Here is a 15,636-nt window from a genome sequence, read left to right on the forward strand (position 1 = left end):
TATGAGCATACTAATAGATAAATCCACCCGTTTGATTGTACAGGGAATCACCGGCAGAGACGGGCTTTTCCATGCCAAGAAGATGAAAGAATACGGAACTAATGTGGTCGGGGGTACTTCTCCGGGCAAAGGAGGAACAGATGTGGACGGAATCCCCGTATTCAATACCATGTATGATGCTGTCGAACAGACAAAAGCTAATACCTCCATCATTTTCGTTCCGGCACGTTTTGCGGCAGATGCTATCATGGAGGCAGCAGACGCAGGCATCCGGATCATAGTCTGCATTGCAGAAGGAATCCCCACACTGGACGTGATTAAGGCGCATCGGTTTGCCGAACAAAAAGGTGCCATGTTGATCGGGCCTAACTGTCCGGGACTTATCTCTCCGGGAAAAAGCATGGTTGGCATCTTACCGGGACAAGTCTTTTTAGAAGGGAAAGTAGGTGTCATCAGCCGTAGCGGAACACTTACTTACGAGATTGTATATCACTTAACAGCTAATGGAATGGGGCAATCCACTGCTATCGGCATCGGAGGCGATCCTGTTGTAGGACTTCACTTCCGCCAACTGTTGGAAATGTTTCAGAATGATCCGGAAACAGAAGCAATCGTCCTGATTGGAGAGATTGGAGGAAATGCGGAAGAGCAAGCGGCCGAATATATCCGCAATAATGTAACCAAACCTGTGGTTGCATTTATTGCCGGACAATCAGCTCCTCCGGGAAAACAAATGGGGCATGCAGGTGCTATCATTTCGGGAAGCTCCGGTTCGGCAAAAGAGAAAATTGAATCTTTGGAAGCAGCTGGTATCCAGGTAGCACAAGAGCCTTCGGATATACCCAAACTATTGAAAAAACAAACTCCAAAAGAGAAATAAAAAATAGAAGCAGTTATAAGAAGAGCATTCATCGGATAAGCGCAGAAGAAACCGAAAAGCATAGCCAACTGCATCATAAACCAGAATATCCATGTATCTTTGGGCAATGACTCATTGATGAATAGCACAAAATAAACAATTAAATTGGAACTTAATAATATGGTGGATGACGAGGAAGATAATAATGAGGATTAAAAGGAAGAAGGGCGCGCTAGTTACCTAGTGCGCCCTTCTCTATTACTGTCTATTTATTCAGTATTAGTTCTTTGGCAATGCTTCTTTCACTACCATTGAACGACCTACATATTCTGCACCGTTCAATTGTTTGATAGCGTTGTTAGCTTCTGTATCATCCGGCATTTCGATAAACGCAAAACCTTTTGATCTTCTAGTTTCACGATCTGTGATTAACTTTACTGAAGCAACTGTTCCATACTCTTCCATTACATGTCTCAAATCCGATTCCTTAACATTATAGCTAAGATTTCCAATGTACAAATTCATAAAATACAAATATAAAAAATTAATAATTCAATAAGAAAGTTTTAGGAAGATCTTAATTAGAGATGGATATGCTCAAATAAATGAGAAGATTCATGTAAAAAAATCAAATCGTAATAAACCTCTTTATTGTTGTTGGTACAAAGGAAAGCATTATTTGGAGATATTGCACTATATTCCCTCCTTTTTCTTTTCTCAAAACATCTTTTTTATGAAAATAGGTCAATACTTAACGTTCGTATCCTTTTATATCGGGCTATTTCATACCAATCACCGGATTAGTCTTCTGCAGATTCTTTGTTACAAACTCCTCGAAAAACAATTTCTTATAGCTACCACTACCTATCGCTATCTCATAAGTTCTGATAAAAACATCATTGGTATCAAAAGAGTCAATCTGTGAGGTATTGACAATATAGGATTTATTTACCCGGAGGAATTGCCTGCCGGGCAGTTGCTCATGAATATTTTTCAAATTCATTTTAGTAACTACCCTCTGATCTTCTAATTGGAGAATTGAATAATCTTTTAGCCCTTCAATAAATAGAATGTCGTTAAAGTTTATTTTAAAATATCGTCGTTCCGACCTGATGAAGATGTACTCTTCCTGTATTTCTTCCACTTTCTCGGGCGTCTCCAACAACAACAGTTTATGGTAGGCAACAGCTTTATTGACCGCTTTCAGAAAACGATTCATCTCTATCGGTTTCACCAAATAATCGATGGCACTCACTTCATAACTATCAAGTGCATATTCTGCATAGGCTGTCGTAAAAATAATCAATGTATTCCTGGGGATACTTTGCGCAAATTCCATTCCCGTAATTCCCGGCATTTGGATATCGAGGAAAACCAAATCAACTGTATGTTCATTCATAAAGGCGGATGCCACGATAGCATTATTAAAACTACCCGTCAGTACTAATTGAGGTATTTGTTCCACCAATAATTTCATTCCTTTACGAGCCACCGGCTCATCATCAACAATAATACAATTCATAAATTTAGATGTAAGTTGACACTATAAGTTGTTTCTTTATCTTCTATCTGTAACGTATACTGTGATTCATAAAGTAAATCCAGTCTACGCCTCACGTTGGCTAATCCTATTCCCCCTTCCCGCTTTACAGGAATACGAGGCTTAGAATTCTCACAACGAAACATTAACTGCTTATTATGCACGGAAAAGTATAGGTGAACATAAGATAAATGATCGCTGTCCGAATTATGTTTCACCGCATTCTCTACAAAGGGGATAAACAATAACGGAGGAATACAGATATTCTCCATATTTCCCTCCTGAAAAATCGTATATTCAAAATGATCCCTTCTCACCTTCTCCAGTTCAAGAAAGCTGGTGAGAAATTGTATATCTGCACTAAGAAAGACTTCCCGTCTTGTACTGTCATTCAATTGGTAGCGAAGTAAGTCATCCAGTTTACCCAATATTTGTGAAGCCTCATCCGGAGCATCTTTTAGCAATATATTGGCATTATTCAGCATATTAAAAAGAAAATGCGGATTGATCTGTTTCTTTAATTGTTGAAGCTCCGTCTGCATAGTCGCTTTCTCCAATTCCAGAATTTTTCTATCGGAGACAACCCAGCGGCGGAAAAGTTCAAAACTAGTACAGCCACCTGCGCTCAATAGTAGCACTAATATTCCATAAGAAATACTCCCAAAAGAAACGGAATGATTATCCTGCACACAGAACTCATGAATGCCATATCGTTGATATAACGGAGACAGAAAAATAAATCCCAATAGCACACTCACTAAGTTAACTCCGAGAAACGAAATCCAATAATACAATAACTGACGCTTAGCCCTATACAAGAAACGAGGCACCAACCAATAAATATTCAGATAGATAGGAAATGCAAAAACCAATACACTAACCGGACATGCATATAGGAAACCTTCTCTATTAAAATCTCCATATATATTCTGAAATCCCAAGAAAAATATAATAAATAGCAATAATAGATTACTGATAAACCTAAAACGGTCATTTACCATACTCTTCGCCCAATCGTATACATTCCAAGTATCTTTCATAATTTCAACATTAAATCAATGGCACACAACGCCTCATCGGTATAGCAATTTTTCAATTGATAACTTCCCGGATATAACAAATCCAATCGCCGTTGTAGCTTGTCAAAGACAGGTACTACCTGCTGAATTCCATTTCTTTGCAGATGATAGTATGTACAAGTGAACCGGAGCTGATTCTCTTCCATTTGAAAATCAACCCTGATATTTTCTCCCCTTTCATTTTTCCCACAAGTAGTTATCTGAATCACATATTCTATAACAGGCATAAACAATAAAGGAGGTATTTGTATATAACGTACTTCATTTAGGATTCTGATTTCAAAATTAAGCTCCGGATTACATATTTTCTCCAACTTCATATAATCTGTCATAAAGCAAATGTCATCTCCCAATAATACCTTTTGCCGTTCACTTTCATAAAGTTGGTATCTTAGTAACCGGCTTAATTTAAAGATGAGCAACGACGCCTTTTCTCCATCTTCTTTCAACAAGGTCCGCACCTTATTCAACATTCTCGAAAAGAATTCCGGTTGGAGTTGATCTTTCAAACGATTCAGTTCAGTCTGTATATTCATATTCTCCAATTCGTTTAACCGTTGTTGATAGGCCACCCAATGATGCAGAAAAATAGTAAAAGAAAAAGCAAAGAAATAGAGTATAAGTGCCAATGCATTTAGAAATAGGAAGAAAGGAAGATCATCATTTAGTTTTTGTAATTGTTCGGGCATAACATAATATTGCCCTAAAAGACAAATACCAGTCACCATGGCCGCCAGCATAAATCCAACAAGGCTACTTAAATAAATGATATACTTTTTATATCTACGCTGAAACAGATAACCGGGAATCAACCAGCAAGTGTGCAGATTAATAATTCCCCAAAGTATGATAGAAAGTAAAAGGCTAACCCCTGTAGAAAGATTAAGTCCTAAACTGTTGCTTTCGACAAAAGTTCCTCTGAACACCAAAAAGGAGACTACAAGAAAAATCCCTATTTGTTTCAGTAATGTATATAGTGGTATCTTAACTGACATCGGGCGATAAAGTTACCATTTTTTTAGAATTTATACTTCATTCCCATCGAAACATACATTGCCGGTTTAAAATACGGATCGGAATCTTTGGACATATCCTCGAAAAAAGCCTTTAACGTGCGGGTAGTGTAATAAGCGATTCTGCTGCACGAAACACCGGCAGTAGCAGTGACTGAAAAAGAGTCCCCCACATTTAATTCCGGTTGTAAACCAACAATAATGAATTGCTGGGAAAACATGGTATCTTTCCCTTCCCTTTCCAACAAAGCCAATGACCCGTTCATTTCTGCCACGATCCTTAGATTCAGGAATTTATTCATTCTCATCCCTGCCGAAACCTCCATTGCATTCAACATAGATACTTTAATTTGATAACGTCCTTCAGTGCTCCAATCAAAATAAATAGCGGGAAATACCATCGGATAGCCAAATGTGTTGTTAACTGCCAAGCCGGCTCCAAGAGATAAATTAGGCTTGAACTGCCGGATAAAAATAGCTCCTCCCTGCCCCAAAACATTCTTCAACTTTACATCCGAAGCGGTATAGACTCCTGCACCGACTGTCGTCAACAAGAACCATTTTTTGCTGATAGGACGAATATTAGTTATGCTCAACTGCATATTTATGATTTGATCTATGTCTATATATGAGTGAAGATTCTTATTATTCATTGCCGTATAGCTTCCTCCTGCCGAAATCATCCAGATTGTGGGTTGATTTCTTTCATTCATTTTCTGCGATATAGGAATATTGACGTTTCCTTCCACAAACCGCAAGTCTCCCCTCCCATCTGTTTCCTGACCATCTTCATTCTTATAACACGAAGAAGAGATATAACCCGTTTTGATAGTTACTTGCGCACACGTATCTTCCGACAACAATAAAATCAAAACAACTGTACTCAATAAAATATACTTCATTATTTATCTACCTTTAGATTTGAACGTTACAAAAATAGAGCTTTACCTATCTTCGTTGAGGAATTGTAGACCAAACCTCATATTCAGTATACAAAATGAAGAAATACAGCGTCATTTATCGATAAATAATTCTGTGAGTTATATTAAAAATGATACGTCAGAAAACAAAAAGACTACCTTCTTTGAAACAGAAGGTAGCCTTTTATTTACATATCAGTTTGCAGATTATCCACAATGGAAATACTTATGTACGAGATCTAACATCTCCATCGGCTTTCCTTCCAAATCCGCACGCAACGTTTTATCTTCGTAACTGCGAAGTCTGCGGATGATACCATCAATCATTGCCGGACTAAAGACATTATATTGTTCAAAGATTGCCCGTTGTTGTTGCAGGCAATCAGCAGAAGCCTCACAGCTATCCGGCAGTTGTGCCAGTGAATTCAGTTTATCTTCATTCTCTTTCTGATGGATATTCACATTCACATACGTCTTTTGAGCGATATCCAACGCATTCTCAATTTCAAACCCATGACGGCAGGCAACAGCCAAACCAGCCAACAGTTGATACAAATCTGCCGAACCATCCGGAGAACGCATTTCTACAGTCTGCTTCTGGCTGGTGTCAAAATGGCTTTCGGTTTCCAACGGATTGGCCAATGTACACATATCTGTTTTTGCGGCCCATCCTAATGGTACACGTACTAATACGGAACGGTTACGATCTCCCCAGCAAACATTGGTAGGTGCCTCCTGATGAGGAACAAGACGGAAATAAGAAGTAGGATTGGTATTTCCAAAGGCAGTGATTGAAGGAGCAAGCACCATCATTCCGGCAATTGCTTTACGCGCTGTTTCCGACAAAACGCCGTCTTTCAACATTTGGTTCTTTCCGTCTTTCATGATACGCATGTGTACGTGCAAGCCCGATCCTGCCTTACCGGCTGTTATTTTAGGAGCAAAGGTCACATTATATCCATATCTGTATCCCAGATTACGAATCACCCATTTGGCAATCATCAACTGATCTGCCGCCTGCGATACAGGAACCGGCAGGAACTCAATCTCATTCTGCTCATAAATATAGCCATCCAGCGTAAAATTACCCACTTCGGAGTGTCCATACTTTATTTGCCCGCCTGTCTGTGCGATATAAGACATACATTGAGTACGGAACTCATTGAATTTAGCGTATGGACCCGATTCGTGATAACCACGTTGGTCGGTTGCTTGAAACATACCTGTATCCGGGGCTATTACATAATATTCCAATTCGCCCATTGCCTGAAATTCCATTCCGGTAACTTCTGTAAAAGTTTTGCTTGCTTTGTAAAGGGTGTGTTCTGGTGCACTTTCGAGGGGTTCGCCGTCTTTATTGAAGAAAGAGCAAAGCATAGACAGCGTCGGAATCTCGGCAAACGGATCAACGAATGCAGTACAGAAACGGGGAATCACATAAAGGTCACTACTGCCCGCTTCTATGAAAGAAAAAAGACTGGAACCGTCTACCCGTTCTCCACAAGTAAGAATAGCTTCCAGATAGGCTTGATTGTTGATAACAAAGTTCAGGGTTTTCAGACGACCGTCTCCCGCCGGATACATGAAATTGACCATGCGGATATCTTTTTGCTGGATAAATGAGATAATGTCGGCTTTTGTAAACTCTGAAGTTGGCTTTTGAAGGAATGCTACCAACTGGTTAGCATTCATTGACAAATCTTGATTCATAATCGGTTGTTTTTCGTTGTTGTATGATTAAAACGGTTTGTTAAATGCCAAAGATAACGAAAAGATTCTACTCCTTAAAGCGTTTTAAATCTTTCCGGCTAAAAATCCATTCCGGAGTATATAGTTTCCCCGCATCCGTTTCCGCCAATTCATACCAGGGGGAAAGGCTGCGACTGACAGGATTTACAAGAATATGAATCTGCTGTGCAGGCATATAGCTCTGAGCCAACAGGAACACTTTCTTTTTGGTAGCCGGATGAACAGCAACATCTACAACAATGACTGCATGTCCGGGTGAGCCTCCTTTAATAAATACATCACCGGGTTGCAAAGAAGTATAAGACACAGCCTGAAGCTCGCGGGATAAAGAAGCCGTTCCGGCATACATAAAGACCATATCGAGATAGTTACGGAAAGTTTTATAGGAATAATCCACTCCTTTGCCCGCAGCATACCATTGCACTTGATTGCCGCTGACTTTTATCCGATTTCCTTCCGCCCATTTCTTATACCCGGCAGGGAAACCATTGGTGAAGTTGAATTTTATTTCTCCATATCGTTTATGTTTCCACAGATATTCCGCCCACAAACGCATTACCGCATCGGCACACTGTTGCAAATCACGGTTGCCTATCTCCATATCGATTACAGCGTAAGCTGCGGACTGATTCGATTTTTCTTTTCCATTATAAAGCATCACTTTACTACCTTTCGGCATCAAAGGCAAATTACGTAAATAACCTGTAAACGAATGATCGGCACAAGCCTCGCTGATATATCCCGTCGGAGGAGCAATTCTTGTAGCAACCGTTTCTTGTCCCCACAATTGCAGGGATGTACAAAGTAACCCTATATATATTAGTAAATACTTCATAACGCTTCTCTTTATATTCTGTTCCGGACAAATATAAGTAATTATTGTTTAAAAAGAGGATGAATGTCTATTTTTATTTTAACTTTGTACAAAGACCTACATACATAACTAAAATTGATAAGCTATGGACATCCAAACATTTATTCAGAACTTCAAGGAGGCATTCGGAGAGAATGCCGAATTACCTCTTGTATTTTGGTATTCGGATATACTGGAAGGAACAGCAGAGAAAATTAACGGTTGCTTCTTTAAGGGTATGAAGACTGTCAGAGAAGGTGGCACTATCAGCTTGAATGCAGAAAATATCGGTTGCGGTGGCGGCAAATTCTACACAGGTTTTACAGAAATGCCTGAACGCGTACCGACTTTTGTCTCACTAAAAGAACGATATAAACAGACTCCGGAAATGGTCATTGAGTTTATCCGGCAACTCGGGGTTCCGAGGGCAGAAAAGAAATACCTTCATTTTGCCCGTATAGACAAAATAGCAAGTCTGGAACAAATGGAAGGCGTCATGTTTATCGCCAATCCTGATATGCTTTCCGGACTGACTACATGGGCTTACTATGATAACAATGCCGAAGATGGTGTCGTCTCTTTATTCGGTTCCGGTTGCAGTTCCATAGTGACACAAGCCACTCTTGAAAACCGCAAAGGAGGCAAGCGGACATTTATCGGTTTCTTCGACCCGTCGGTGCGTCCATACTTTGAAGCGGATAAGTTGAGTTATACGATACCTATGTCCAGATTCAGGGAAATGTGTGGGACTATGCGCCAAAGTTGCCTGTTTGATACGCATGCATGGGGAAAGATTCGGGAAAGAATGGGCACCGAATAAGGCAAAAGTACAAACCAAATAGTTTCAAAATATGTTTCAAGCGGTAAAACAAACAGTTTCTAAGTTAGAAACAAAGTGTTTCAAATAGGCTTGAAACTTTTCTGTCCCATTTTTAATATCATAAAGTAAATGCTTAAATTAGTTCGTATTATAAGTTGTTATTCAAAACGCAACGAAGCCTCCTTTTTCTATTAACTAATTTTAGACAGTTACTTAAGCAAATAGTTCTTTGTCCGGATTAAACCTTTTCTGCGGAAAGAAGTCTAATTTTTTAATATTATCGTTCTATTAAACATTAAAGTTATCAACGAAAATGGAAACATCTGCTAAACTCTATTCACTGAATTACAGCAATGTAAGAACTTACCTCTTTGCCCTGCTATTTGTGGCAGGAAACATTGCACTTCCACAAATCTGTCATCTTGTACCATACGGTGGTCCTACTTTATTGCCGATCTATTTTTTCACGTTGATCGCAGCTTATAAATATGGCTTTCGTGTGGGATTACTGACAGCAATTCTTTCTCCTGTCATCAATCACCTGTTATTTGCAATGCCTTCGGGAGCTGCACTCCCCATTATATTGATAAAATCCGCTTTACTTGCCGGTGCTTCCGCCTTGGCTGCACGAACACTGAAATTCATTTCTTTATGGGCTATTCTCGGTGTCGTTCTCTCCTATCAGATTATAGGAACTGCTTTTGAATGGGCATTCATCGGAAATTTCCATGCAGCAGTGCAAGATTTCCGCATTGGTATTCCCGGTATGTTAATTCAATGGTTTGGCGGCTACGCCCTACTGAAAGCGATTGCAAAACTCTAAAGTAAAAACAAAAATGGACAGAAGGGACTTTTTAAAAACAGTAGCCATAACCGGTGCCGCATTGAGTATTCAGCATTCGGAGGCAATGGAGATATTAACCCAGACTATTAATAATACGAACGGAGGCAATCCGGACTTGGTAGCCGTTATGGGTGGAGAACCGGAAGCTATGTTCCGCCGTGCTATCAGCGAACTGGGCGGTATGAAGCAATTCGTCAAACCGGGACAGAAGGTGGTCGTAAAACCTAATATCGGTTGGGATAAAGTGCCGGAACTGGCAGGAAACACCAACCCGCAACTGATTGCTGAAATCGTGAAACAATGCTTTGCTGCCGGAGCTAAAGAAGTGACCGTATTCGATCATACTTGTGACGATTGGCAGAAGTGCTACAAAAACAGCGGCATCGAAGCGGCGGCAAAAGCTGCCGGAGCAAAAGTAATGCCTGCTCATTTGGAGTCTTATTACAAGCCGGTAAACTTACCCAACGGTCAGAAGATGAAGAAAGCAAAGATACATGAAGCCATCCTGAATTGCGATGTATGGATCAATGTTCCCATCCTGAAAAACCACGGGGGCGCCAATCTGACTATCTCGATGAAAAATCACATGGGAATTGTTTGGGACCGTGGATTTTTCCACCAGAATGACTTGCAACAATGTATTGCCGATATCTGCACACTGCAAAAGAAAGCTGTACTGAACGTAGTAGACGCCTATCGTATCATGAAAACCAATGGTCCGCGAGGACGTTCTGCCTCGGACGTCGTGTTAGCGAAAGGACTGTTCATTTCACCGGATATTGTAGCAGTGGACACGGCTGCCGCCAAATTTTTCAATCAAATACGTGAGATGCCACTAGATACTGTGGGACACCTCGCTAAAGGAGAAGCACTGAAAATAGGAACCATGAACATTGACAAGCTGAATGTCAAGCGAATTAAGATGTAAAATAACAATGTTAAGAAAGCTACGTATTGGAATATCAGCACTATTATTTGTGCTGATTTCTTTCTTTTTTCTCGATTTCGCAGAAATATTACCGAACAGTTTTCATCGGCTGGCACATTTGCAATTTGTTCCAGCCATCCTTTCACTAAGTATAGGTATCTTATTATTTCTCATTGCGTTAACGCTCTTGTTTGGACGCGTTTATTGTTCCACAATTTGCCCTATGGGTATTTTGCAGGATGTCATTGCACGCATTTCAAAAGCAACAGGGAAAAAGAAAAAAAGATATAGTTACAGTCCCGCAAAAAACAAATTGCGTTGGGGCATACTCGGACTGACAGTAATCGGGTTTCTATGCGGATTTACATTTGTTGTAGGCCTGCTCGATCCATACAGCGCGTATGGACGTGTGGTAGTGCATATATTCAAACCTATCTACATGTTGGGGAATAATCTGTTGGAATCCGTCTTTTCCAAGTTCGACAATTATACGTTTTATCAGGTAGATACCTCTGTTTTAAGCATTTCTTCTCTTTTCATTGCTGTTATCACTCTTGCAGTTATTTTTGTAATGGCATGGAAACACGGACGGACATGGTGCAATACGGTTTGTCCCGTAGGAACAGTATTGGGATTATTGAGCCGCTTTTCATTATTTAAGGTCCGCATTGATACTGCGAAATGTAATGGATGCGGGCTTTGTGCTACCAAATGCAAAGCCTCCTGCATCAATAGTAAGGAACATGCCATTGATTATAGCCGTTGTGTAGATTGTTTCGACTGTCTGGAAGCATGCAAGCAAAAGGCATTGGTCTACAACCCTTCTTTAAAGAAACAACAAACAAACGTAGAAGCCCCTACGCCATCATCACCGGACACGGATTCATCCAAACGCCGCTTTTTGGTTGCCGGTCTTGTTACTGCCGGGGCTACTCCCAAACTCCTGTCCCAAGCCAAAGAATCCGTTGCAAGATTAGAAGGCAAGAAGGCATACAAAAAAGAGAATCCAATCACTCCTCCGGGCTCTATCAGTCGGGAACACTTTCAACAGCAATGTACATCCTGTCATCTTTGTGTCAGCAAATGCCCCTCTCATGTTCTGCAACCTGCTTTTATGGAGTATGGTTTGGCAGGCATAATGCAGCCGACCGTTAGTTTTGAGAAAGGATTTTGTAATTTTGACTGTACTGTTTGCGGAGACGTTTGTCCCAATGGAGCAATTCTTCCCATAAGTGTAGAGCAAAAACATCTTACACAAATGGGATATGTTGTTTTTATCGAGGAAAATTGCATCGTTTATACTGATGGAACCAGTTGCGGAGCGTGCTCCGAGCACTGTCCTACACAGGCTGTGGCAATGGTACCATATAAAGACGGATTAACGATCCCTCATGTAAACAAAGAAATATGCGTAGGTTGTGGAGGATGTGAATATGTTTGTCCTGCCCGTCCATTCCGCGCTATCTATATTGAAGGAAATCCAGTGCAAAAAGAAGCAAAACCTTTTAAAGAAAGCGAAGAACATAAAGTGGAGATAGACGATTTCGGATTCTAATCAGTACACAGTACTGGTGTAAAAGATTCCATCCGTATATTTGCGCTCTATTGTGGTATATTTAAATGCGGATAACAAAACTTTATACTTACGCAATTAAAGTTCCATGTTATCCGCATTTATTGTGTTCTATGGATAACAAAAAACTGCTTATGACGTTCTCTTAAAAAAACTATTCATTATATTCCTCCTACTTTCAATAAATTCACTAAATTCGTGGCGAACTAAAGAAAGCAACTCATGGAGGTATTCACAAATAACAGGAATAGCCGGAAATATCAGATTGGCTATGCACTAAGCGGAGGATTTATTAAAGGATTTGCCCATTTGGGAGTTATGCAAGCTCTTTTAGAGCATGATATTAAACCGGAAATCATCTCCGGAGTAAGCGCAGGAGCACTTGCCGGTGTCTTTTATGCAGATGGCAACGAACCCCACAAAGTACTTGATTATTTCTCCGGACATAAATTCCAGGATTTAACCAAACTGGTAATTCCTAAAAAAGGATTATTTGACCTTTGTGAATTTATAGACTTTCTCCGAACCAACGTTAAAGCAAAAAACTTGGAAGATTTACAACTTCCTCTGATTATCACAGCAACCGACCTCGATCATGGACGCATGGTTCACTTTCACCGGGGTAGCATAGCTGAACGGGTTGCTGCTTCTTGTTGTATGCCTGTTATGTTCGCACCAGTCAATATAGATGGCACTAACTATGTTGATGGAGGATTGATGATGAATCTTCCCGTATCTACCCTGCGTAGAGTGTGCAATAAGGTGGTGGCTGTCAACGTAAGCCCCATCATGGCACAGGACTACAAAATGAATATTGTAAGCATTGCTATGCGTTCATTCCATTTTATGTTCCGCGCCAATACTTTTCCAGAAAGAGAAAAGTGTGATTTATTAATCGAGCCATACAATCTATACGGATATAGCAATACCGAACTGGAGAAAGCAGAAGAAATCTTCGGACAGGGATATAATACAGCAAATGAAGTACTTAATCAACTGTTGGAAGAAAAAGGGAAAATATGGAAATAACCTCCTATCCATCGGAAAAAAGAATGAATACGAATATTAATAATCTACTCTATATGAATGACGAAAATAAAATAATTATCTATCAAGTGTTCACCCGCCTGTTTGGAAATAACAACAACCACTGCGTCTACAATGGAGACATTGCCACCAACGGCTGTGGGAAAATGGCTGATTTCACGCTCAAGGCACTTGGTGAAATCAAAAAGCTAGGTACTACGCATATATGGTATACAGGCATCATCGAACATGCCACTCAAACGGATTATCGCCGTTATAACATCAGTCCGGATCATCCTGCCATTGTGAAAGGAAAAGCTGGCTCTCCCTATGCCATCAAGGATTATTATGATGTAGATCCTGACTTGGCCAACGACGTACAAGGACGTATGAAAGAATTTGAGAACCTGGTACACCGTACACATCGCGCAGGTCTGAAAGTGATTATAGATTTTGTACCTAATCACGTAGCACGCCAATACCATTCGGACGCACAGCCCGACGGTACGACGGAATTGGGGGCTAACGATGACCCCAGTCAATCTTTCAGTCCATACAATAATTTCTATTATATTCCGCAAGCGGAACTTCGTGCCCAGTTCGATATGAAAAACGGCGCAGCAGAGCCTTACCGGGAATTTCCGGCTAAAGCTACCGGTAACAATCGTTTTGACGCTACGCCCAATATCACCGACTGGTATGAAACGGTGAAATTAAATTATGGAGTGGATTATCAGAATGGCGGTACCTGCCACTTCTCCCCGACTCCGGACACTTGGATAAAGATGCTGGACATTCTTCTTTTCTGGGCATCAAAGAACATTGACGGTTTCCGTTGTGACATGGCAGAAATGGTTCCCGTTGAATTTTGGGAATGGGTTATTCCTCAAGTAAAAGAGGTTTATCCTGAAATACTTTTCATCGCAGAAGTCTATAATCCCAGTGAATATCGTAATTATCTGTTCCGTGGCAAGTTTGACTATCTATATGATAAGGTAGGACTGTATGATACGCTGCGGAACGTAGCCTGCGGATATGAATCTGCCGCCGCAATCACTCATTGCTGGCAAAGCCTGAATGGAATAGAGAAAAAAATGCTCAACTTCCTGGAGAACCACGATGAGCAACGTATCGCGTCTGATTTCTTTGCCGGTAACCCGCGTAAAGGGATTCCCGCACTAATCGTTTCTGCTTGCATGAACACCAATCCTATGATGATCTATTTCGGTCAGGAGTTCGGAGAGCTGGGCATGGATAGCGAAGGATTCAGCGGAAGAGACGGACGGACTACTATATTTGATTATTGGAGTGTAGATACTATACGTCGTTGGCGAAACGGAGGTAAATTTGACGGGAAAATGCTTACTGAAGAGCATAAGCACCTCTACTCTATCTATCAAAAAGTACTGACGCTTTGCAACGAAGAGCAGGCAATCAAAAAGGGGGTATTCTTTGACTTAATGTATGCCAATATAAACGGATGGCGTTTCAATGAGCAGAAGCAATATACTTTTATGCGGAAATATAAAAACGAGATTCTGTTTTTCGTTATCAATTTCGACAGTCAACTGGTAGATGTTGCCATCAACGTGCCTTCACATGCCTTCGACTTTTTACAGATTCCTCAAATGGAATCTTATCAGGCTATCGATTTGATGACTGGCGCTAAAGAAGAAATCTGCTTATTACCTTATAAACCGACAGATGTTTCGGTCGGAGGTTATAACGGAAAAATTTTAAAAATTACTTTTTAAGTAAAAAGACTAAGAACCGCATACCCCTTACCCTTCGGGCACTTCATCTAGAAATGCCCGGAGGATTATTTTATGTATGTTGCCCAAACAAATATTCTCAAAGGCTGTTTAGTTAGATAACTAATCCTCTAAACTCAAAGCTTATGAAGAAATTTATGATTTGTGCAATCACGCTGTTTTTGCTATTATCTACATCTGTCTTTGGAGATACCCCTCCCGGCAATGTACAGGCAACCTTCAAAAAAATGTATCCCAAAGCAAATAGCATCGCCTGGTCACAAGATGACGGGTATTATTGTGCCAATTTTGTAATGAACGGATTTACTAAAAATGTGTGGTTTAACGTCCGAGGACAATGGGTGATGACGCAGACTGATCTTGTTAGCCTTGATCGTCTGTCACCGGCAGTCTATAATGCTTTTGTATCCGGGGCATATGCAAATTGGGTGGTAGATAATGTGACAATGGTAGAGTTTCCCAAATGGCAGGCTATTATTGTAATTAAAGTAGGACAAGATAACGTTGACATTAAATATCAGTTATTCTATACTCCACAAGGAGTATTACTGAAAACACGCAACGTGAGTGATATGTATGATATTCTCGGACCAAGTACCTTTTTGGTAAACTAGAATTAAATCATTTAATGCGCAATATAAATAAGAAAGCCCCCGCAGA

The 15,636-nt window shown here is 40.4% G+C and carries 15 protein-coding genes and 1 pseudogene; 8 read left to right on the plus strand and 8 right to left on the minus strand.

Annotated elements, in window-relative coordinates:
• Position 1: 1 nt before the first annotated feature.
• Positions 2-880, plus strand: a complete 879-nt coding sequence (gene sucD, locus GD631_RS16220) for a succinate--CoA ligase subunit alpha (protein ID WP_143258594.1) — start codon at positions 2-4, stop codon at positions 878-880.
• A 2-nt stretch (positions 881-882) separates the two neighbouring features.
• Here the strand turns inward: sucD and GD631_RS16225 are convergent.
• The 8 genes and pseudogenes from GD631_RS16225 to GD631_RS16260 all read right to left on the minus strand — a co-directional run.
• Positions 883-1,020 (minus strand): annotated as a pseudogene (locus GD631_RS16225) (DUF4396 domain-containing protein); the annotation flags it as partial.
• A gap of 118 nt (positions 1,021-1,138) precedes the next feature.
• Positions 1,139-1,384, minus strand: a complete 246-nt coding sequence (locus GD631_RS16230; protein WP_143258595.1) for an RNA-binding regulator — start codon at positions 1,382-1,384, stop codon at positions 1,139-1,141.
• Positions 1,385-1,637: 253 nt separating this feature from the next.
• The gene (locus GD631_RS16235; protein WP_143258596.1) at positions 1,638-2,381 is read right to left on the minus strand and encodes a LytR/AlgR family response regulator transcription factor; all 744 of its coding nucleotides are present in this window, start codon (positions 2,379-2,381) and stop codon (positions 1,638-1,640) included.
• The gene (locus GD631_RS16240) at positions 2,378-3,439 is read right to left on the minus strand and encodes a sensor histidine kinase (protein WP_143258597.1); all 1,062 of its coding nucleotides are present in this window, start codon (positions 3,437-3,439) and stop codon (positions 2,378-2,380) included. The genes GD631_RS16235 and GD631_RS16240 overlap by 4 nt, the downstream gene beginning before the upstream one ends.
• Positions 3,436-4,473: a sensor histidine kinase gene (locus tag GD631_RS16245; RefSeq protein ID WP_143258598.1), complete on the minus strand. Its 1,038-nt coding sequence runs from the start codon at positions 4,471-4,473 to the stop codon at positions 3,436-3,438. The genes GD631_RS16240 and GD631_RS16245 overlap by 4 nt, the downstream gene beginning before the upstream one ends.
• A 23-nt stretch (positions 4,474-4,496) precedes the next feature.
• On the minus strand, positions 4,497-5,393 hold the full coding sequence (locus GD631_RS16250) for a DUF6268 family outer membrane beta-barrel protein (protein ID WP_143258599.1): 897 nt from the start codon (positions 5,391-5,393) through the stop codon (positions 4,497-4,499).
• 225 nt (positions 5,394-5,618) lie between these two features.
• Positions 5,619-7,121 carry a glutamine synthetase family protein gene (locus GD631_RS16255; RefSeq protein ID WP_143258600.1) on the minus strand — a complete coding sequence of 501 codons (1,503 nt, stop codon included), beginning with the start codon at positions 7,119-7,121 and terminating at the stop codon, positions 5,619-5,621.
• Between the two features lie 67 nt (positions 7,122-7,188).
• Complete coding sequence (locus tag GD631_RS16260; RefSeq protein ID WP_143258601.1) at positions 7,189-7,995, minus strand: DUF4846 domain-containing protein; 807 nt, start codon at positions 7,993-7,995, stop codon at positions 7,189-7,191.
• A 124-nt stretch (positions 7,996-8,119) separates the two neighbouring features.
• Here GD631_RS16260 and GD631_RS16265 point away from each other — a divergent pair, with 124 nt between their 5' ends.
• The 7 genes from GD631_RS16265 (at position 8,120) to GD631_RS16295 (ending at position 15,590) form a co-directional block, all read left to right on the plus strand.
• Positions 8,120-8,833, plus strand: a complete 714-nt coding sequence (locus GD631_RS16265; protein WP_143258602.1) for a DUF169 domain-containing protein — start codon at positions 8,120-8,122, stop codon at positions 8,831-8,833.
• Positions 8,834-9,146: 313 nt separating this feature from the next.
• A complete protein-coding gene (locus GD631_RS16270; protein ID WP_143258603.1) occupies positions 9,147-9,656 on the plus strand; it encodes an ECF transporter S component in 510 nt (169 codons plus the stop codon).
• 13 nt (positions 9,657-9,669) lie between these two features.
• A complete protein-coding gene (locus tag GD631_RS16275) occupies positions 9,670-10,605 on the plus strand; it encodes a DUF362 domain-containing protein (protein WP_143258604.1) in 936 nt (311 codons plus the stop codon).
• 7 nt (positions 10,606-10,612) lie between these two features.
• Positions 10,613-12,160, plus strand: a complete 1,548-nt coding sequence (locus tag GD631_RS16280) for a 4Fe-4S binding protein (protein WP_143258605.1) — start codon at positions 10,613-10,615, stop codon at positions 12,158-12,160.
• 240 nt (positions 12,161-12,400) lie between these two features.
• Positions 12,401-13,207 (plus strand): patatin-like phospholipase family protein, encoded by an 807-nt coding sequence (locus GD631_RS16285; RefSeq protein WP_143258606.1) that lies wholly within the window; start codon positions 12,401-12,403, stop codon positions 13,205-13,207.
• Positions 13,208-13,260: 53 nt separating this feature from the next.
• The gene (locus GD631_RS16290) at positions 13,261-14,958 is read left to right on the plus strand and encodes an alpha-amylase family glycosyl hydrolase (protein WP_143258760.1); all 1,698 of its coding nucleotides are present in this window, start codon (positions 13,261-13,263) and stop codon (positions 14,956-14,958) included.
• A gap of 143 nt (positions 14,959-15,101) precedes the next feature.
• On the plus strand, positions 15,102-15,590 hold the full coding sequence (locus GD631_RS16295) for a PepSY-like domain-containing protein (RefSeq protein WP_143258607.1): 489 nt from the start codon (positions 15,102-15,104) through the stop codon (positions 15,588-15,590).
• Positions 15,591-15,636: the final 46 nt, after the last annotated feature.

The sequence above is a fragment of the Bacteroides luhongzhouii genome (assembly GCF_009193295.2).
GTDB classification, from domain to species: Bacteria; Bacteroidota; Bacteroidia; order Bacteroidales; family Bacteroidaceae; genus Bacteroides; species Bacteroides luhongzhouii.

Excerpts from the sequence above, each read along its gene's own strand:
- sucD (WP_143258594.1), top strand. The coding sequence starts at position 2 with ATGAGCATACTAATAGATAAATCCACCCGTTTGATTGTACAGGGAATC.
- GD631_RS16230 (WP_143258595.1), bottom strand. The coding sequence starts at position 1,384 with ATGAATTTGTACATTGGAAATCTTAGCTATAATGTTAAGGAATCGGAT.
- GD631_RS16235 (WP_143258596.1), bottom strand. The coding sequence starts at position 2,381 with ATGAATTGTATTATTGTTGATGATGAGCCGGTGGCTCGTAAAGGAATG.
- GD631_RS16240 (WP_143258597.1), bottom strand. The coding sequence starts at position 3,439 with ATGAAAGATACTTGGAATGTATACGATTGGGCGAAGAGTATGGTAAAT.
- GD631_RS16245 (WP_143258598.1), bottom strand. The coding sequence starts at position 4,473 with ATGTCAGTTAAGATACCACTATATACATTACTGAAACAAATAGGGATT.
- GD631_RS16250 (WP_143258599.1), bottom strand. The coding sequence starts at position 5,393 with ATGAAGTATATTTTATTGAGTACAGTTGTTTTGATTTTATTGTTGTCG.
- GD631_RS16255 (WP_143258600.1), bottom strand. The coding sequence starts at position 7,121 with ATGAATCAAGATTTGTCAATGAATGCTAACCAGTTGGTAGCATTCCTT.
- GD631_RS16260 (WP_143258601.1), bottom strand. The coding sequence starts at position 7,995 with ATGAAGTATTTACTAATATATATAGGGTTACTTTGTACATCCCTGCAA.
- GD631_RS16265 (WP_143258602.1), top strand. The coding sequence starts at position 8,120 with ATGGACATCCAAACATTTATTCAGAACTTCAAGGAGGCATTCGGAGAG.
- GD631_RS16270 (WP_143258603.1), top strand. The coding sequence starts at position 9,147 with ATGGAAACATCTGCTAAACTCTATTCACTGAATTACAGCAATGTAAGA.
- GD631_RS16275 (WP_143258604.1), top strand. The coding sequence starts at position 9,670 with ATGGACAGAAGGGACTTTTTAAAAACAGTAGCCATAACCGGTGCCGCA.
- GD631_RS16280 (WP_143258605.1), top strand. The coding sequence starts at position 10,613 with ATGTTAAGAAAGCTACGTATTGGAATATCAGCACTATTATTTGTGCTG.
- GD631_RS16285 (WP_143258606.1), top strand. The coding sequence starts at position 12,401 with ATGGAGGTATTCACAAATAACAGGAATAGCCGGAAATATCAGATTGGC.
- GD631_RS16290 (WP_143258760.1), top strand. The coding sequence starts at position 13,261 with ATGAATGACGAAAATAAAATAATTATCTATCAAGTGTTCACCCGCCTG.
- GD631_RS16295 (WP_143258607.1), top strand. The coding sequence starts at position 15,102 with ATGAAGAAATTTATGATTTGTGCAATCACGCTGTTTTTGCTATTATCT.